This window comes from Streptosporangium sp. NPDC006013 (assembly GCF_040614275.1).
GTDB lineage: Bacteria > Actinomycetota > Actinomycetes > Streptosporangiales > Streptosporangiaceae > Streptosporangium.
This window is the reverse complement of record NZ_JBEXUE010000219.1, coordinates 1-16164: the sequence shown is the minus strand read 5'-3', so window position 1 is coordinate 16164 and position 16164 is coordinate 1. Positions and strand designations below refer to the sequence as shown.

The 16164-nt window shown below is 68.5% G+C and carries 17 protein-coding genes; 14 read left to right on the top strand and 3 right to left on the bottom strand.

Translation table 11 applies throughout. From position 1 onward, the window contains the following. The 6 genes from ABZ260_RS28915 to ABZ260_RS28890 form a co-directional block, all read left to right on the top strand. Positions 1-885: ABC transporter permease (locus ABZ260_RS28915; RefSeq protein WP_355624055.1), on the top strand; the 885-nt coding region annotated here is incomplete at its 5' end. Next, positions 882-1604: an ABC transporter ATP-binding protein gene (locus ABZ260_RS28910; protein WP_355624052.1), complete on the top strand. Its 723-nt coding sequence runs from the start codon at positions 882-884 to the stop codon at positions 1602-1604. The genes ABZ260_RS28915 and ABZ260_RS28910, both read left to right, overlap by 4 nt. Then, complete coding sequence (locus tag ABZ260_RS28905) at positions 1601-3073, top strand: hypothetical protein (RefSeq protein ID WP_355624049.1); 1473 nt, start codon at positions 1601-1603, stop codon at positions 3071-3073. Before ABZ260_RS28910 ends, ABZ260_RS28905 begins: the two co-directional genes overlap by 4 nt. Positions 3074-3247: 174 nt before the next feature. Then, the gene (locus ABZ260_RS28900) at positions 3248-4126 is read left to right on the top strand and encodes an LLM class flavin-dependent oxidoreductase (RefSeq protein WP_355624046.1); all 879 of its coding nucleotides are present in this window, start codon (positions 3248-3250) and stop codon (positions 4124-4126) included. Then, positions 4116-5228, top strand: a complete 1113-nt coding sequence (locus tag ABZ260_RS28895) for an LLM class flavin-dependent oxidoreductase (RefSeq protein WP_355624043.1) — start codon at positions 4116-4118, stop codon at positions 5226-5228. Before ABZ260_RS28900 ends, ABZ260_RS28895 begins: the two co-directional genes overlap by 11 nt. Beyond that, the gene (locus ABZ260_RS28890; protein WP_355624040.1) at positions 5228-6118 is read left to right on the top strand and encodes an ABC transporter substrate-binding protein; all 891 of its coding nucleotides are present in this window, start codon (positions 5228-5230) and stop codon (positions 6116-6118) included. Before ABZ260_RS28895 ends, ABZ260_RS28890 begins: the two co-directional genes overlap by 1 nt. 164 nt (positions 6119-6282) lie before the next feature. On the opposite strand, the gene ABZ260_RS28885 is transcribed toward ABZ260_RS28890, so the two are convergent. After that, the gene (locus ABZ260_RS28885; RefSeq protein ID WP_355624037.1) at positions 6283-7269 is read right to left on the bottom strand and encodes an ATP-binding protein; all 987 of its coding nucleotides are present in this window, start codon (positions 7267-7269) and stop codon (positions 6283-6285) included. Positions 7270-7973: 704 nt separating this feature from the next. Between ABZ260_RS28885 and ABZ260_RS28880 the strand changes: the two genes are divergently transcribed. From ABZ260_RS28880 to ABZ260_RS28850, 7 genes are all read left to right on the top strand, one after another. Then, on the top strand, positions 7974-8882 hold the full coding sequence (locus ABZ260_RS28880; RefSeq protein WP_355624034.1) for a helix-turn-helix transcriptional regulator: 909 nt from the start codon (positions 7974-7976) through the stop codon (positions 8880-8882). A gap of 26 nt (positions 8883-8908) precedes the next feature. Further along, positions 8909-9112, top strand: coding sequence for a DUF397 domain-containing protein (locus tag ABZ260_RS28875; protein ID WP_355624031.1), 204 nt, complete (start codon positions 8909-8911; stop codon positions 9110-9112). Between the two features lie 71 nt (positions 9113-9183). Next, complete coding sequence (locus ABZ260_RS28870) at positions 9184-9387, top strand: DUF397 domain-containing protein (RefSeq protein WP_355624028.1); 204 nt, start codon at positions 9184-9186, stop codon at positions 9385-9387. Between the two features lie 102 nt (positions 9388-9489). Continuing rightward, on the top strand, positions 9490-9615 hold the full coding sequence (locus ABZ260_RS28865; protein WP_355624025.1) for a hypothetical protein: 126 nt from the start codon (positions 9490-9492) through the stop codon (positions 9613-9615). A 454-nt stretch (positions 9616-10069) separates the two neighbouring features. Continuing rightward, positions 10070-10699, top strand: coding sequence for a TetR/AcrR family transcriptional regulator (locus ABZ260_RS28860; protein ID WP_350921906.1), 630 nt, complete (start codon positions 10070-10072; stop codon positions 10697-10699). A 133-nt stretch (positions 10700-10832) separates the two neighbouring features. Beyond that, the gene (locus tag ABZ260_RS28855) at positions 10833-12209 is read left to right on the top strand and encodes a hypothetical protein (RefSeq protein WP_355624021.1); all 1377 of its coding nucleotides are present in this window, start codon (positions 10833-10835) and stop codon (positions 12207-12209) included. Between the two features lie 533 nt (positions 12210-12742). Continuing rightward, a complete protein-coding gene (locus ABZ260_RS28850) occupies positions 12743-13102 on the top strand; it encodes a hypothetical protein (RefSeq protein ID WP_355624018.1) in 360 nt (119 codons plus the stop codon). Between the two features lie 285 nt (positions 13103-13387). Here ABZ260_RS28850 and ABZ260_RS28845 read toward each other — a convergent pair whose 3' ends face one another. After that, on the bottom strand, positions 13388-14077 hold the full coding sequence (locus ABZ260_RS28845; protein WP_355624015.1) for a hypothetical protein: 690 nt from the start codon (positions 14075-14077) through the stop codon (positions 13388-13390). 282 nt (positions 14078-14359) lie between these two features. On the opposite strand from ABZ260_RS28845, the gene ABZ260_RS28840 reads away from it, so the two are divergent. Continuing rightward, complete coding sequence (locus ABZ260_RS28840; protein ID WP_355624012.1) at positions 14360-15163, top strand: SAM-dependent methyltransferase; 804 nt, start codon at positions 14360-14362, stop codon at positions 15161-15163. Positions 15164-15244: 81 nt separating this feature from the next. Here ABZ260_RS28840 and ABZ260_RS28835 read toward each other — a convergent pair whose 3' ends face one another. Further along, positions 15245-15583: a hypothetical protein gene (locus ABZ260_RS28835; protein ID WP_355624009.1), complete on the bottom strand. Its 339-nt coding sequence runs from the start codon at positions 15581-15583 to the stop codon at positions 15245-15247. Positions 15584-16164 lie beyond the last annotated feature (581 nt).

The window sequence follows — 16164 nt, the reverse complement described above, 5'->3', positions numbered from 1 at the left end:
GGACGTCTCCCAGTACGTCGTCGACGTCACCTCACTGCCGGACGCGGCCTCATGACGGTCCTGACCGGACAGGAAACGGCGGGGCTCGTCCCGCCGGCCCCGCCCAGGAACACCGGCCGCCATCCGGCGGCGAGCCTGGCCCTGCGCGTCCTCGGCCCGGTCCTGCTCGTCGGGCTCTGGTACGCGGGAGCCGCGTCAGGGGTGATCACCCCTGACGTGCTGGCCGGTCCGCAGGACGTGGTCAAGACCTTCGGCGAGCTGTGGGCCGACGGGCAGATGCAGGAGGCGCTGGGTGTCTCGCTCACCCGCGCGGGCCTCGGCCTGCTGCTCGGCGCCTCCGCCGGGCTGGTCATCGGGGTGCTGTCCGGGCTGAGCAGGCTCGGCGAGGAGCTTCTCGACTCCTCCATGCAGGCGCTGCGTGCCATCCCGTTCCTGGCGCTGACCTCGCTGTTCATGGTCTGGTTCGGGATCGAGGAGACCTCCAAGATCCTGCTGATCAGCGTGGCCTGCACCTTCCCGATGTACATCAACGTCTCCAGCGGGGTGCGCAACGTCGACCGCAAGGTCGTGGAGGCCGCCCGCTCGTTCGGGCTCGGCCGCCTCGCTCTCGCCAGGGAGGTGGTGCTGCCGGGCGCGCTGCCCTCGATCTTCGCCGGGCTGCGGCTGTCGACCACGCTCAGCGTGGTCGCGCTGATCGCCGCCGAGGAGATCAACGTCACCGCCGGCCTGGGGTACCTGATGGCCAGGGCCACCGACTACCTGCGCACCGACATCCTCGCCCTCTGCGTCATCCTCTACGCGCTGATCGGGCTGACCGCCGACGTCATCCTCCGGCTGGCCGAGCGGTTCACCATGCCATGGCGGAAGGCGGTGGCGGCCCGATGAGCCTGGCCGTACAGACCACGGGCCTGCGCAGGGTCTTCGGTGACCGCGCCGTACTGGACGGGATCGACCTGCGGGTACGGCGCGGTGAGTTCCTCGCGCTGCTCGGTGCCAGCGGCACCGGCAAGACGACGCTGCTGCGGATCCTCGCCGGACTGGACGCCGCCACGAGCGGGACCGTGCTGGTCCCGCCGGTGCGGACCGTCGTCTTCCAGGAGCCCCGGCTGATCCCCTCCAAGCGCGCGCTGGCCAACGTGATCCTCGGGCAGGGCCGCGGCGCCCGCGCCAAGGGCCTGGCGGCACTCGCCGAGGTGGGCCTGAGCGGCCACGCCGACGCCTGGCCCGCGACGCTGTCCGGCGGCGAGGCGCAGCGGGTCGCGCTGGCCCGCGCCCTGGTCCGCGAGCCCGAACTGCTGCTGCTCGACGAGCCGTTCGCCGCGCTCGACGCGCTGACCAGGCTGCACATGCAGGACCTGATCGCCGAACTGTGCGCCAGGCATCGCCCCGCCGTGGTGCTGGTCACCCACGACGTCGAGGAGGCCATCCTGCTCGCCGACCGGATCATCGTGCTCCGCGAGGGCGCGTTCGTCACCGACCTGACCGTCGAACTGGACCGCCCCCGCGACCGGGTGGACGGCGACTTCGTGGCGCTCCGCCGCCGCCTGCTCGCCGACCTCGGGGTCTCCGCCAAGGAGCCCGGACATGTGGGAGTGACGCGGTGAGCACGGAGAAAACCGCGCTGAACTGGATCGGTGCGAACGAGCCCGTGCTGACCGGCCTGTCGGACACCATCTGGTCGTACGCCGAACCGTCGCTCCGCGAGTGGCGCTCGGCATCGGCCACCGCGGACCTGCTCCGCTCGTACGGCTTCGCGATCGAGTGGGGCACCGCCGGATTCCCCGCGGCCTTCGTCGCCACCCGCGGCGGGCGCGGCCCCGTGCTCGGGTTCAACGTGGAGTACGACGCGCTGCCCGGCCTGTCCCAGCGCGCGGGCGTGCCGTACCACGACCCGATCGGCTACGCGGGCGACCCGCTCTACGGCCCCGCGTACGGCCCGGGGCACGGCTGCGGGCACAACGCGCTGGCGGCGGCGTCGGCGATGGCCGCGCCCGCCGACGCCGCCGCCACCGCGCTCGGCGACCGCGCGACCGTGCGGGTCTTCGCCTCCACCGGCGAGGAACAGCTGGTCGGCAAGGCGTACGCGGTGCGCGACGGCGCCTACGACGGGCTCGACGCCTTCCTGGACTGGCATCCGGCACCCGTCACGGCGACCGGGTGGGACGTCACCAGCGCGCTGATCTCCGGGACCTTCACCTTCCTCGGCTCGGCCGGGCACGGGTCCGACCCGCTGGGCACCCGGAGCGGCCTGGACGGAGCCCTGCTGCTGACCACCATGATCGAGCACCTGCGCGCCGCGAACGTCTCGCCGTCCGGCCGGGTGAGCTACACCCTCAGCGGGGGCGGCGCCCCGAACGTGACACCCGACGTGCAGACGGTCTGGGTCTACGTCCGCGAGGCGACCCACGAACGCGCCAGGACCCTGTACGACAAGGTCGTCGAGTGCGCCGGGGCAGCCGCCACGGCCGGCCGGACCCGGCTGGAGCACCGCCTGGTGACCGCGATCCGGCAGGGGCTCGGCAACCGGGCCGGGGCCGAGCTGCTGCATCACACCATGTCCGAGCTGGGTCCCGCCCGGTTCGCCGACTCAGACCACGAGTTCGCCCTCCGCCTCCAGGCCGCGATCGGCAGGCCGCGGATCGGGCTCGCGACCGGGATCGCACCGCTCACCCCGCCGCCGGAGACCGACCTCGGCGGCCCGTCCAGCGACACCTCCGAGGTCGGCTGGCAGGCCCCGCACCTCAGCCTGGTCTCGCCCGTGGTGCCGCTCGGCGTACCGCTCCACTCCTGGGCGGCCACCGCGTCGACCGGCACGAACATCGCCCACCAGGGGTTGCTGGCCGCCGCCCGCTACCTGGCGGCCACCGCGGTCGCCCTGGTCGAGCAGCCGGAGACGCTGGCGGCGATCCGGGACGAGTTCGACGCGCGGGAGCCCTGGCACAGCCTGCTGCCCGCCGACGCGACTCCCCCGCGCTACCCGCCGCCGCCCGAGTTCCTGAAGGAGACCGGGCAGGAGTTCACCCTCCCCGCGCTGCCTTTTCCCGTCTCCACCGAGCCTCTAGGAAAGATCTGACATGGCTGTCCCATCGATTCCGGCCAGTCCGCGAGAACGCTCCCACGCAGCACGGCGCCCCGGCACAGTGGCATGGGCACACGACGTTTCCCTGGGTAGGGTGCCACGGACGCACGGCCTTCCACCCCGCACGGCGACGCGGACGCGCGACGTTCCACTCGGCGCGGTGGCGTGATGGCCAGGTTCAACGTCACGCTGCCCACCCGGAGCGCCGCCCGGCCGGTGCTGCCCGGCTTCGTCACCGACGTACGGCCCGCCCGCTCGGATCCGGCGGGACCGGCGGGCCGGGCCGCCGAGCTGGCGGGGCTGTCCGGCGCGCTGGTGCCCTTCGATCCCGAGGGGCAGGAGTCGCTGGTGCTGGCCGCCGGGGTGCTGCGCGCCTCACGCCACCTGCGGGTGATCGCGGAGTTCCCCCCGGGCATCGCCACCCCGGTCTACCTGGCCAAGTTCTCGGCCTCGCTGCAGCGCTTCTCCGCCGACCGGCTCGGCTGGCGGCTCGCGGTGGACCTCGACCCGGCGGTGGCCAGGGCCCAGGGGGACTTCCTCAGCGGAGCCGACCGGTACGCGCGGGCCGAGGAGTTCCTCACCGTCGCCAAGGGCGTCTGGCAGGGGGACTTCGAGTACCGGGGCCGCTTCTACCAGGTGGCCGGGGGCGGCTTCGCGGCCCCGCTCTCCGGACGGGCCTTCCCGACCGTCTACCTCGGCGGCACCTCGCCGGAGGCGCTTGAACTCTCCGCCCGCCATGCCGACGTGCACGTCTTCTCACCGCAGGACGACCTGGAGACCCTGACCGCGCGGCTGCCCGGACCGGCGTACGGTCTGCGGCTGCCGGTGCTGGCCCGCGAGGACGACGACGAGGCGCTGGCGGCGGCCCGCCGTACCGGCTTCACCGGACTGACCGGCGGCTACGCCTCCGTCGCCGCCGCGATCGGGGAGTACGCCGACCGGGGCGTCTCGGAGTTCTTCCTTGAGGCCGGGCCACGCCCTGAGGAGACCTACCGGCTGGGCGAGCACCTGCTGCCGCTGTTGAAGGAGAGCACCCGTGTCGGTTGACATCTACTGGCGCATCCACATGGAGGGCGACCAGCCCTCGCTGCGCCGCAGGGGCGGCAGCCGCGGCGGCTTCGCCGACCTGCCGGGCGCCCTCGCGCCGGGAGTCAGGGACGGCGCCCCCGACGGCTACAGCCACGTCGACTACATGGCCGAGGTGGCCAGGGCGGCCGAGGACTCCGGCTTCGTCGGCGGGCTGCTGCCGTCCTTCCCGCACACCGACGACCCGTGGGCCGCGGCGGCCACCCTGGCCCGGGAGACCCGCTCCTACCGGTTCATGATCGCCTTCCAGCCGGGGTTCCTGCACCCGGTGCAGGCGGCCCGGATGACCGCCACCCTGCAGCGGGCCACCGGCGGGCGGGTGGTCTACAACGTCATCTCCGGCGGCGGCGGACCCGCGCAGCTCTGGTGGGGCGACCGGATCGACCACGACGACCGCTACGCGCGCACCTCGGAGTTCCTCGACGTGCTCAAGGGCGTGTGGCACGGCTCCCACACCCACCACGGCCGCTTCTACCAGGTGGAGAACGCGGGCCTGCCCGAGGAACTGGCCGGGCAGCCGTTCCCGGAGATCTTCTTCTCCGGCTCCTCCCCCGCCGCGATCGCCGCCGCCGGGCGGCACGCCGACCACTACCTGTCCTGGCTGGAGCCGTACCCCGCGCTGGCGGAGAAGTTCGACCTGGTCCGCGCGCACAGCGACACCCCGCCGAAGTTCGCGGTCCGGGTGGACGTGCTCGCCCGCGAGACCGAGGAGGAGGCGTGGGACGAGCTCCGCCGGGGCTGGGCGGCCAGGGTGCCCCGCGACTCCGGCGGGGAGTCCGGCTCCGGCGACTCGGTCGGCGTGCGGCGCAGCCGGTCCTTCCTCGCCTCGGCCGGCGAGGACCTCCGCGACCTGGAGGTCTCGCCCAACATCTGGGGCGGGTTCGGCGAGTTGCGCGACGGCCCCGCCTTCGGTCTGGTCGGCGACTACCACCAGGTCGCCGAACGGCTCGACGAACTGATCGGGCTCGGCGTGGACGCCCTCATCCTCGCCGGAGTCCCGCACCTGGAAGAGGCACACCGGGTGGGCACGCACGTGCTCCCCCTCCTGAAAGGACGTACCTGATGACCAGCCGAGTCGGATATTTCCCCCAGAACAACTCGCTCTGGGTGCTGCGCCACCGAGGGCTTCCCGACGTGGAGTGGGTGAACCTGCGCTCCCTCCCGGCCGGTGAGCGGGTCGACCCCACCCGGGCGCTGCCGTCGGTGCACAGCGACCATCTGTTCGACGGCGGCTACGACTTCATCGGCACCGGCGCCACGCCCCCGGTGACCGCCCAGGCCAAGGGGTACGACGTCGTCTACGTCGCGATCTCCGAACCCCGGATCGAGAACGGCCGCCTGGTCGTCCTCGACGACTCGCCGATCCGGAGTCTGGAAGACCTGAAGGGCAAGCGGGTCGCCCTCGGGCACGGCTCGTGGCAGACCACGCTGCTGCTGCTCGCCCTGGAGCGGGTCGGTCTCGGCTGGAGCGACATCGTCCCGGTCGACGTCTACGACAACGCCGCCGAGCTGTTCCTGTCCGGCGAGGTCGACGCGTGGGTGGGCTCCTACCCCTACCTCACCGGGGTCGAGCAGCGGGCATCCGTCCGGGAACTGGTCGCTACCGACGGCCTGTTCAGCCACCGCTCGCTGTGGTTCACCCGCCGCGACTTCGCCCTCGAACAGCCCGAGGAACTGGCCAGGATCGTCTCCGCACTCCAGGAGTCCGACGAGTGGACCCGGCAGAACCCCCGCGCGGCGGCGGAGTTTTTCGCCAAGGACGACGGCGGCGACCTGGACGCCTGGGAGCACGCGCTGCGCACCCGCCCATGGGGCCTGCACCCGATCAGCGAGGAGTTCGTCGCCGAGCAGCAGCACGTCGCCGACCTCTTCCACGCCAACGGGCTGATCGAGAAGAGGATCACCGTCACCGACGCGGTACTCCCCGAACTCGGCAAGCTGGTCACGGGCTGACCGTCCGGTGTGATCCCGCAGCCGGTGCATCACCTCCGCCCCTGCCGGCCTCACCGGCCGGCTGATGCGGCCCCGTGCGGCCTTCCTCAGCTGCTCTGAGCATCGGGAAGGCCGCCCTGGCGGTCCCGGTTTCTCGGCCGCGGGATCGCAGTCCATACCGGACATCAGGCGAGCAGGTCGCCTGCACGGAACCGGGCGGATGCCATGAACGCCGCCTCGATGACGGAGGAGGACCGCAGGAACGCCCCTGCTCGGGCACCGGACCCTTTTTCCAGGGCACAGGGGGATGTGATGGATGCCTCCTCACGGACTCCGGAGGATGGAACCAGCTCCGCGCAGTCGACGGTGCGGGACGCGCCGGACTCCGAGCGGTAGATCCCCCAGGCGGCCCAGACCGTCTTGCCGATCCCGCCCGGCACCGGAACGACGCCCCACCGGTCGGCCAGCGCCTCCACGATCGCAAGCCCCCGGCCGTGCGAGGCGTCCTCGCCTAGGCTGAGCTTGCGGGGCCGCTCGGAGCCGTGATCGGTGACCCGTACGCAGACCCCCTGGGCCATGCCCCAGAGCGAGAGCCGGATCGGTTCCTCGCCGTACAGCGTGGCGTTCGCCACCAGCTCGCCGACCACCAGCACCGCGTCGTCGGCGAACTCCGACGGCAGGCCCCAGCCGGTGAGGGTGTCCCGCGTCATCCGGCGGGCCTCACCGACGGTCGCCGGGTCACGGGGAATGTCCCAGCAGACGGTCCGGAGCCCGTCGGGGGTGCCTGCGATCATCGGATCTCCTTGCCAGTACCGGTGGGATTCCGGCCGCCTTGGGGGTTCTGGCTGTCGCTGGGGTTCCGGCTGTCGTTGGGGTTCTGGCACCATATGCACGCCGGGCGGCTGCTCGGGTGACGGCACCGTCGCCGGTTCGGTGGCCTCGCTCTCGCGCATCAGCGCGCACAACTCCTCGGCCGTACGCGCCTCGACGACCAGGGGCTCGGGAACCTGCCCGGCGGCGATGGCGTAGAACCGGCGCCCGCCCACCCCGTACATGACCAGCCAGCCCGCCTCGGCCCGATCCAGCCGGGCCGCGACCTCCCGCTGCTCGCGGTCCCACTGCCGTGGGCCCCGCTGATCGACGGGCTCTCCCCGCCGATGCCGCCCGCTCACGCCGCCTTCCCTTGCCGCAGCATGCCCGGGTACGCCCTCCACCCGCCGTCCGGCGGCCTGCCTCGCCCGTACGGCGAGAGCGATCCGGACTCCGCGGGCCTGGCCTGACCGGGTGCCGCCCGCGTCTCCCCTGGCGGACGTACCGAGGCCGAGCCGGACAGTCGCCCCGCGAACCCCAGCCGCCACCACTCCGCCAGCCGCGCCCGGAACTGCGCGGGAGTCGGCCGCTCGTAGGCGTGCGCCTGCCGGTGGGGCAGGCATCGGTCATCGTGCGCGTAGGGCGAATGCCCACACCACCGACACCCCAACGGGGCAGGCGGCCGGTCACCACTGAAGCGCATCCGGATGACCCGGACGGCCCTTGTAAAATCGAGCACGGGATTGGACCTCCAGAGTCCGGTTCAAGGGGTCCGTCGAGTGTGGGTAGCACTTGGCGGACTCCGCCTTTTTGCAGGCGCTAGTTCTGTCTGAATTTCGCGATCACAGCGATATGCCCAGCTGCGCCAGATGTGTCCTGATTTGAATTACATCAGCATTCTTTGTTCCGCCATCTGCACCAGAATCCTGCTGCAACGTTTGGTCTGCCTTCAGGCGCTCACCACCTTTTTGACCGTTCACTCTCCGAGCACCGCCCGGCGATGGCAACCTTGTGTAAGAGTGCACTAACCGTCAGTGACAAGCAATAGCCTTTTAGAAAAGCACTAGTGCTTGCGGATCCATGCAACCGAGGAGCCACCTTGCTCAGAAGTCCCAGCGGTGTCCGCCACCAAAGCCCGACAGTGCGAGCACGCCGCCTGGCCCTGGAACTGACCAACTGCCGCAACACCACAGGGTTGACCCGTGAGGAAGTCGCCAGCCGCCTGGAATGGTCCACTTCGACCATTTTTCGGATAGAGACTGGCCGCTCCCTGCCGCAACCTCGCAGCATGCGCGAGCTACTTGACCTCTATGGGATCGTCGGCTCCGAGCGGGAGCGTCTCATTCAGCTCGCCCGCGAAGCTCGTCAGCCTGGCTGGTGGCGCTCTTACCGCGATGTCCTACCAAATCCATATGAGGTCTATATCGGACTCGAAACAGGAGCCGCCTCGATATATAACTTTGAGTCCGTAGCCATTCCCGGACTGCTCCAGACACCAGAGTACGCTCGGGCCATGATCAAAGGCGGTGCGCAAGAGCTCAGTCACGATGAGATCGAGCGCTTTACGGAGGTCCGCCTTACCCGTCAACTGATCCTTAGCCGACAAGATCGCCCTCGACTATGGGTCGTGATCGACGAAGCGGCCGTCCACCGCGTCATCGGCAGTCCAGCCATTATGCGTGGGCAGTTGCACCACTTGCTTGCCGCCACAGAAGCAGGTAAAACCACCATGCAAGTCATACCGTTCACCGCCGGCGCCCATGCGGGCACGAGCGGCTCGTTTGTCATCCTGGAGTTCTCCGATCTAGCTGACCCTCATGTGGTGTATGTCGAAACCTTGGCAGGTGACCTCTACCTCGAAGAACGCTCCGATATCACCGACTACACCATCGCGTTTGAACGGTTGCGCGCCACAGCTCTGTCACCGGGAGACTCCATTGACCTGCTGAAAAACGCAGCTGACAATATGGCATAAAATACATGCCAAAAAGGAGAAGCGGGATGGACTTCCCTGACCTTTCCAATCTGGAGTGGCGCAAGAGCTCTTACACCGGCCAAACCGGCAACTGCGTCGAGGTCGCGAACCTACCTGGCGGCAGCCGGGCTGTACGGGACAGCAAGGACCCCAACGGCCCCACCTTGAGCTTCACTCACACCGAGTGGCAGTCATTCACCGAAAACATCAAAAACGGCAAGTTCGACTGACCCGAACAACCAGCAGAGCCAGCCCATCATCTGAAGACACTCCCGGAGTAAATCAAGAGAGACGAAACACAGTGGACCAAAGCACTCAGAACCTCACCTGGTACAAGAGCACCCTCAGCGGAACCAACAACGACAACTGCGTCGAGGTGGCCAACCTGTTCAGCGGCGGCCGAGCCGTACGAGACAGCAAAAACCCCAACGGCCCCACACTCAGCTTCACCCCCCATGCTTGGAGAACCTTCATCACCGACATCAAGAACAGCAAACTCGGCTAGCCCGAACACCCCAGCACTGAACCACCCGATGGAAACCCCGACCTCCACCTGAAGTGGCGCAAGAGCGCTGAGGGGCTGTGTCTGAGCGGCGGCTGCCGGGTGGTGTTCGCCGATCAGGGCTTTGCCGGGCGACTGGCGGCCTGGGCACGGCAGGTGCCGGGCATCATCGCGTACATCGTCGGCAAGCCTGCCGGGCAGCGGGGCTTTCAGATGCATCCCCGGCGGTGAGTGGTGGAGCGGGCGCCGGCCTGGCTGATGGCGGATCGGCGGCCGACTCGTGATTATGAGCGTCACCCGCCGGCCAGTGAGGCAATGACCCGCTGGGCTGTGATCAACCTGCTGGCGCGGCGCATCACCCGGGGTCACCCTGCGCGGCGACCTGGGCCTCGCCCTCCCAAACGGGCCCACCGCACTGGTCTGCGCCCTCTACGTGACCAATACCGATTCCTGATCACGCCGGCACGCCCACGCACCGACCGTCAACCTCCGAGAGACCTCCGGCGCAGACCACTTAGCTGCGCGCACACCGCTCGGCCGTGACCGATGACTCATCCACTGTGACGATGATCGGCGCATCTCCCGAACCGCTTCCTTCACCGATCCCCCTGGTGCCCCTTTGCCTGTGACAGTTCATGAATTATTCCGCTTGTCGGGAAAATTCTAGTAGGCGTATATTTGGAGCATGCAGGAGTCGCGACGCGAACGGAAGAAGCGGCTGACCCGACAGCGGATCGTCATGGCGGCTATCCGGCTGTTCGAGGAGCAGGGGTATGAGCAGACCACGGTGGCGCAGATCGCCGCGGCGGCGGACGTCGATCCCAAGACGTTCTCCAACTACTTTCGCGGCAAGGACGAGGTGCTGTGGGTCGACACGGAGCGGGACTTCGATGTGCTGTTCCGGGCGATCGCGGAACGCCGGCCGGACGAGAGCCCGGGCGAGGTGTTGGCGAGGATGATCCAGGAGTACAGAGCCCACCGCTGGCCCAAGGTTCCCCGGCGGGAGCCCGAGGAGCTGTCGGCGGCGGCCCGGCTGGCCCTGACTACGCCGGCGCTTCAGGCGAAGGGGCTGTACCTGCTGCTGGAGCTGCAGCGGCGTATCGCCGGCGAACTACTGAAGGCGTTCCCCGACGATCTGGATCCGATCACCGCGGCGGCGATGACCGGATCCTTGATAGGCGCCATCCAGCAGGCGGGCCTGGCGAGCGTCCAGCTTGGCCGGTCGCAGGAGGAGCTATGGGAGGCCACCCGGCGTGGCCTCGACATCGCCATGCATGGCCTGCTTTCGGTGCGGCCGCCCACGGAAAGCCCATGACGAGGGCACTCAACACCATCAACGCCCGCGCTCCCAGGCCAGGGAATGCACTTGTCGCCGGGCCCGATGGTCTGCCCACCGTCCGAGGAAGGCAACATTCCGCTCACCAATGAGGAGAAGGGACCAGCCCTTCATGGAAGAAAAAGAAAGCGTCCGACAGCTCGTCCGCGACGCACGACGCGCCATGCGGGAAGGCCCCGCGGCGATCGCGCAGCGGCAGCGCGCTCGTTTGGCCGAGATGGTGGCCTACGCCCGCGCTCACTCGCCGTACTACCGCGAGCTGTATCGGGACCTGCCAGAGCAGGTCGACGACCCGGCACTGCTTCCGGTCACCGACAAGAAGATGCTGATGGCCCGCTTCGACGACTGGGTCACCGACCGCCAGGTGACGCTCGAGCGGGTCGAGACGTTCGCGGCCGACCCGAGCCTTGTGGGGGAGCGGTTCCAGAGCGGGTACCTGGTGGTCACCACCTCCGGCACCAGCGGTCTGCGCGGCCTTTTCGTGCTGGACGAGCGGAGCCTGGCGGTGAGCACCGCCGTCGGGTTGCGCGCCGGCGGCGGGCTGGCGGCCCGCGATGTCATCCGGACCCTCGCCCGCGCCGGCCGTACCGCCATAGTCACCGCACCCGGCGGCCATTTCTCCACTGTCGCGGCGCCGGCCCGGTTCCGCCTGGACAGACCGTGGCTCGGCCGGATGATGCGGGTCTTCTCGATCAAACAGCCGATGGCGGAGTTGGTCGACGAGCTCAACCGGTACGATCCCGCCAGTCTTGCCGGCTTCGTGGGCATGCTCACGCTGCTGGCCGGGGAGCAGGAAGCGGGCCGTCTGCGCATCCGCCCGGCGGTCGTCGTCCCCGGCGGTGAGACGTTGACCCCGGACGCCCGGGAGCGGATCGCCACCGCGTTCCAGGCCAAGGTCCGCGCCGCCTACGCCTCCACCGAGTGCGGCTTCCTCAGCTTCGGCTGCGCGCACGGCTGGTACCACGTCAACAGCGACTGGGCTGTCCTGGAGCCGGTCGACGCCGACTTTCGGCCTGTCCCGCCAGGTCAGCACTCGCACACCGTCCTGATCAGCAACCTCGCCAACCGGGTCCAGCCGATCCTGCGCTACGACCTCGGCGACAGCGTCCTGCTCCGTCCCGACCCCTGCCCGTGCGGCAACCCGCTCCCCGCCATCCGGGTGCAGGGCCGCGTCGCTGACCTGCTCACCTTCCCCACCGATCGCGGCGAGCACGTCGGTATCTCGCCCATGGTCTTCGGCGCCGTACTGGACGTTCCCGGCATCGAGCAGTTCCAGCTCGTTCAGACCGCGCCCGCCGTCCTGCGCGTACGCCTACGGACCGCAGATGGCGCCGACGCCGACCGCGTGTGGCAGACCGTGCGCGACAAGGTCACTCACCTGCTCACCGAACACAAGGTCGGTGAGGTCACGATCGAACGCGCCGAGGAGCCACCGCAGCAGTCACCCGGCGGCAAATACCGCAGGATCATCCCCCTGGCCACGCCGTGACGACGTTGAGCACCCAGTCCATATCGCACACGCGTCCGTCGATGCCGCCGACGGTGAGGTTGAGCAGCTTGTCGCGCAGGCAGGCCCACACCCCCTCGGCGGGATTGAGCTCAGGCGCGTAAGCGGGAAAGAGGGCGGTTTAACGCCTCTCCCACGCAGGGCGGCACTGGAGGGCCGAATCCTCCATCTCTCACACAGCACCGCCTAAAAGAGCTTTTCCTACATCACAGCCCCCTTCGGCGTTCGCGACACACCATCCGTTGAATTTTCGGCCAGGAACCCAGGGATCCCTGGAACCTTATAGGTAGCCAAGATCTCAACCTCCGATCTTGAATGAGCCATGTCGGGCTGTGCAGCCAGTGGCCCCTCACCGAACGTTGACCGGGAAGCCTGCGGCGGGGAGCAGGCGTTACGGGCCCGAAAAGCCCGGTCAAGGTTCGGAGGCGCCCATTGGCCATTGTTAAATCCGATGGGCGGAACGGAAATCCACTGGATGGCCAGAAAAAGTTGGACCGAAGAACGGGGAGAAATTCTTGCGTGCAACAATCAGGATCACTCGCACCATCGCAATCGCCAGCGCGGGTGCCGTGTTGTCGCTCGGTCTGAGCGCCACCACCGCGAACGCCGAGCCGAACCCCTGTGCCGGTCGTAGCAGCGACAGCGGCACCGGCGGGAGTATCGGCACGCACGACCCCGTCACCGTCTACGGCACCTGGTACAACTGTGGCGGCGGAACGGGCGCCGACAGGAGAAAGCTCAACATCGCAAACGCAGATGACGGCCCGTGCATCACCATCCCGTACGGGAGCACCGGCTCCAGCACTGTCTCGAGATACCGCTACGTTTCGGTCGTCGGCCCGGCTCCGCGCTACAACGGGTGGAAATCCTGCTGACCTCCTGCCCCTGACCCGAAGCGGCCCTGCCCTCGATGGGGCGGGGCCGCTTTGCTTGACCGGTCGGGAGGGCAGGCCGTTTGGGCCGTTCACCGGCCCCGCGACGTCCGCCGCCAAGGCCCCACGCGGAAAAGATGCGGTTACCTGTCCTCGGTGAACGTGTCCGGCGTCGAGAGGACGGCCACCCGGGAGAAGGGCCAGAAGATCGCCATGGCACGACCGATCACATCGGCCTCCGCGATCGTCCCCTCGCCTTCCTGCTCCTCGTGGCTACGAATGGGAGCTCTAGCCTCTTCGCTTGTTGGATCTTCTGGAGCCGTTCGCTCGTTTGGGACCGTCGGACTCGGCGGGGTTCCCGGAACCGCGCTTTGTCGGGGGCCTTTCGGAGTCATCGGCTTTCGAAGCGCCTGAACCCTTGGGAAGCATGGTCCGGCGCCTCAGCTCACCCATCACGCTGAGCACGATCGTCATCAGCACGACCCCGGCCGCCGAGATCCAGAGGACGGTGAGCGATCCCAGCTCCGACGGCTCTCTGGCCTCGAACACGCCCCGGGGATCCACCAGCATCTCGACCGGCGCCCCGATCTCCAGTGGCGGCTCGTCCCCGTAGTTCTTGATCACCTCTTCAAGAAGTCGACCATCCGCACCTCTCAGGACATACCGATAGTGGTCGTCTTTCGACCTCCGGCCCTCGACCCATGTCCGCTCCGCCACGGTCGTGGTCACCGGTTCGCCGAAGGTGCTCAGGTAGTAGTCGCCAGGTAGGAACATGCCGGTCAACAGCAGTACGGCGAGGAACGGAAATGTCCCCCAGACCGCCCAGGGGACGTCCTCGGAGATCCCGACCAGCACCACCAGGGAACAGATGACCAGGACGAGGCCGAGCAACACGCCCAGAAACGACCATCCTGAGCCGAGGGCGAAGACGATACCGATGAGCCACCAGGAGGCGGCTATCGCCGCGAGGAACAGCATCCCCCTCCCGACGACCCGCCACCAACCCGCCCGTAAAGTTGCCTCTGTTGTCACAGGCCAGATCGTGACAACAGAGGCAGGACCGTGACGTCACTCGCGAGGATGACCGGCACATCACCGGAGGGATTAGACCCGACCGGGAGGGCAGGCCGTTTGGGCTTTTCGCCGGCCCCGGCGACGTCCGCCGCCGAAGCCCCACATCGATGACCTCATCCTGCTGCTAACGTTCGGCAGACTCTCTAAGATCAATTCCAGACGGATGCCGAAAAATCGGGAGCAAGCGTGGATGATCAGGCTACGCCGGCCGGAGTCGACCCGAACGTGCCCAATGTCGCCCGGATGTACGACTACTACCTGGACGGCAAGGACAATTTCGCCGCCGACCGGGCCGCAGCCGAGCAGATTCTGAAGCTCTTTCCCGAGACCCGCGACTCCGCGAGGGAGAACCGGGCGTTCCTCGCACGTGCCGTACGCCATCTGGTCGAGTCGGGTGTCCGGCAGATCGTGGATCTGGGCTCCGGGCTGCCCACGCGGGGCAACACCCACGAGATCGCGCACGCGGTCGCGCCCGACACCCGCGTGGTCTACGTGGACTACGACTCCGTCGTGTGCGCGCACAGCCGGGCGCTCCTGGCGAACGGCGACAACGTCACCATCCTGCAGGCCGACGCGCGTGCCCCGGAGACGCTGCTGGCCGAGCTGCGCGAGCACGTCGACTTCGACCGGCCCGTGGCGTTCCTGCTGCTGGCCATTCTGCACTTCATCCCGGACGAGAACCCCGACGGCGCGGGCGCCTACCAGATCATCCAGCGGCTCCACGAGGCGAGCGCGCCGGGCAGCCACCTCGTTCTCAGTCACGCGATCGACGCCAAGCCCGACACCACGCCGGAGGCTCTGGAGATCTACAACCGGGCCACCGAGGCGCTGAGCCTGCGCACGCACGCGGAGATCTCCCGCTTCTTCGACGGCTACGAGCTGCTCGAACCCGGCCTGGTGTTCCCCAAGGACTGGCGCCCTGTCGATCCGCCCCTGTTCGGCGAGCGGAACACCTCGATCGGCTACGTCGGAGTAGGCCGCAAGCCCTGACGGTCACACCCTCCTGACCCGCGTGATGTGCCGGGCGAGAGCACGAGCTTCCCGCCCGGATGCTTCATCGGTCACGAAAGATCATTCCTGCGCCTGGACGGCATGGTCACGGATTCGCCTGTGCACCTCGGCGTCCTCGGGAGAGGAAGCGAGCGCGGCGATGTCCTCGTCTGTCTGCAGGACGGGCGGGATGAGCCTCGCCAGCGCCCGGCGATCGCCTTCGGCGACCTTCGCGGCGTTCTCCAGCATCTCGGCCTCCGCCTGCACGACCGGCAGACTGTCACTCAGATCGCACGGCGTCGACGGGTCCGTGATCTCCTCGATGAAGGCAGCGTAGGAGCGGTAGCCCTCGGCCGCGCGGCGCAGGTCCGCGACGATCCTGGCCCGCTCGTCGGCACGGGCCTCTGCCGCGTTCTCCATGGGTTCCTCCTGTTTCGTCCAACCGTTCAAGAACGTCAGCGGAACCGAGAGTAGAGCGGCCTTCCTCTCCGTGCATCCCTGTTTTCATCACATAAAGGATCTTGGCCGCCGCAGCACCGTCAAGCCGAGGGCGGCCCGTTCAGGCACCTGAGGGGGAAGCGGCGGGTTGCCCCGCCGCTCCTCCCTCAAACCGTGCGTGTCGCTCGCCGAGTGGGGCCTGAAAGACCTGCGTGCCCCCGGGAGTTCATCCGTTCAACAATGAATCCCAGATTCCTGCCGAATAATTTTTTACAATGACTACAGGTTTGAAATGAATAGTCCGCTTTGCGTGCTTTTGTCAGTGAATGTCGGGTATCACTCTTCCGCTGAGAATGTCGCGGTCCCGTGGTCCGGCCTCGGCCGGCACGACGGCACCGCTTGATCGGCAAGGGAGATGAGCACCATGTCCAACCGAATCCTTCAGGCAATCGCGGTCGGCGCGACGGGTATCGCGCTGATCGGCGGCGTGGCGGGCATGGCAGGTGCAGCCCCGACCGCCCCGGAGGCGGCAGTGCCCAGCCCCGCGCACACCGCGACGGCGA

Bases quoted from the DNA above. Each gene is read 5' to 3' on its own strand.
- ABZ260_RS28910 (WP_355624052.1), top strand. From the start codon at position 882: ATGAGCCTGGCCGTACAGACCACGGGCCTGCGCAGGGTCTTCGGTGAC.
- ABZ260_RS28900 (WP_355624046.1), top strand. From the start codon at position 3,248: ATGGCCAGGTTCAACGTCACGCTGCCCACCCGGAGCGCCGCCCGGCCG.
- ABZ260_RS28890 (WP_355624040.1), top strand. From the start codon at position 5,228: ATGACCAGCCGAGTCGGATATTTCCCCCAGAACAACTCGCTCTGGGTG.
- ABZ260_RS28875 (WP_355624031.1), top strand. From the start codon at position 8,909: ATGGACTTCCCTGACCTTTCCAATCTGGAGTGGCGCAAGAGCTCTTAC.
- ABZ260_RS28860 (WP_350921906.1), top strand. From the start codon at position 10,070: ATGCAGGAGTCGCGACGCGAACGGAAGAAGCGGCTGACCCGACAGCGG.
- ABZ260_RS28855 (WP_355624021.1), top strand. From the start codon at position 10,833: ATGGAAGAAAAAGAAAGCGTCCGACAGCTCGTCCGCGACGCACGACGC.
- ABZ260_RS28845 (WP_355624015.1), bottom strand. From the start codon at position 14,077: ATGCTGTTCCTCGCGGCGATAGCCGCCTCCTGGTGGCTCATCGGTATC.
- ABZ260_RS28835 (WP_355624009.1), bottom strand. From the start codon at position 15,583: ATGGAGAACGCGGCAGAGGCCCGTGCCGACGAGCGGGCCAGGATCGTC.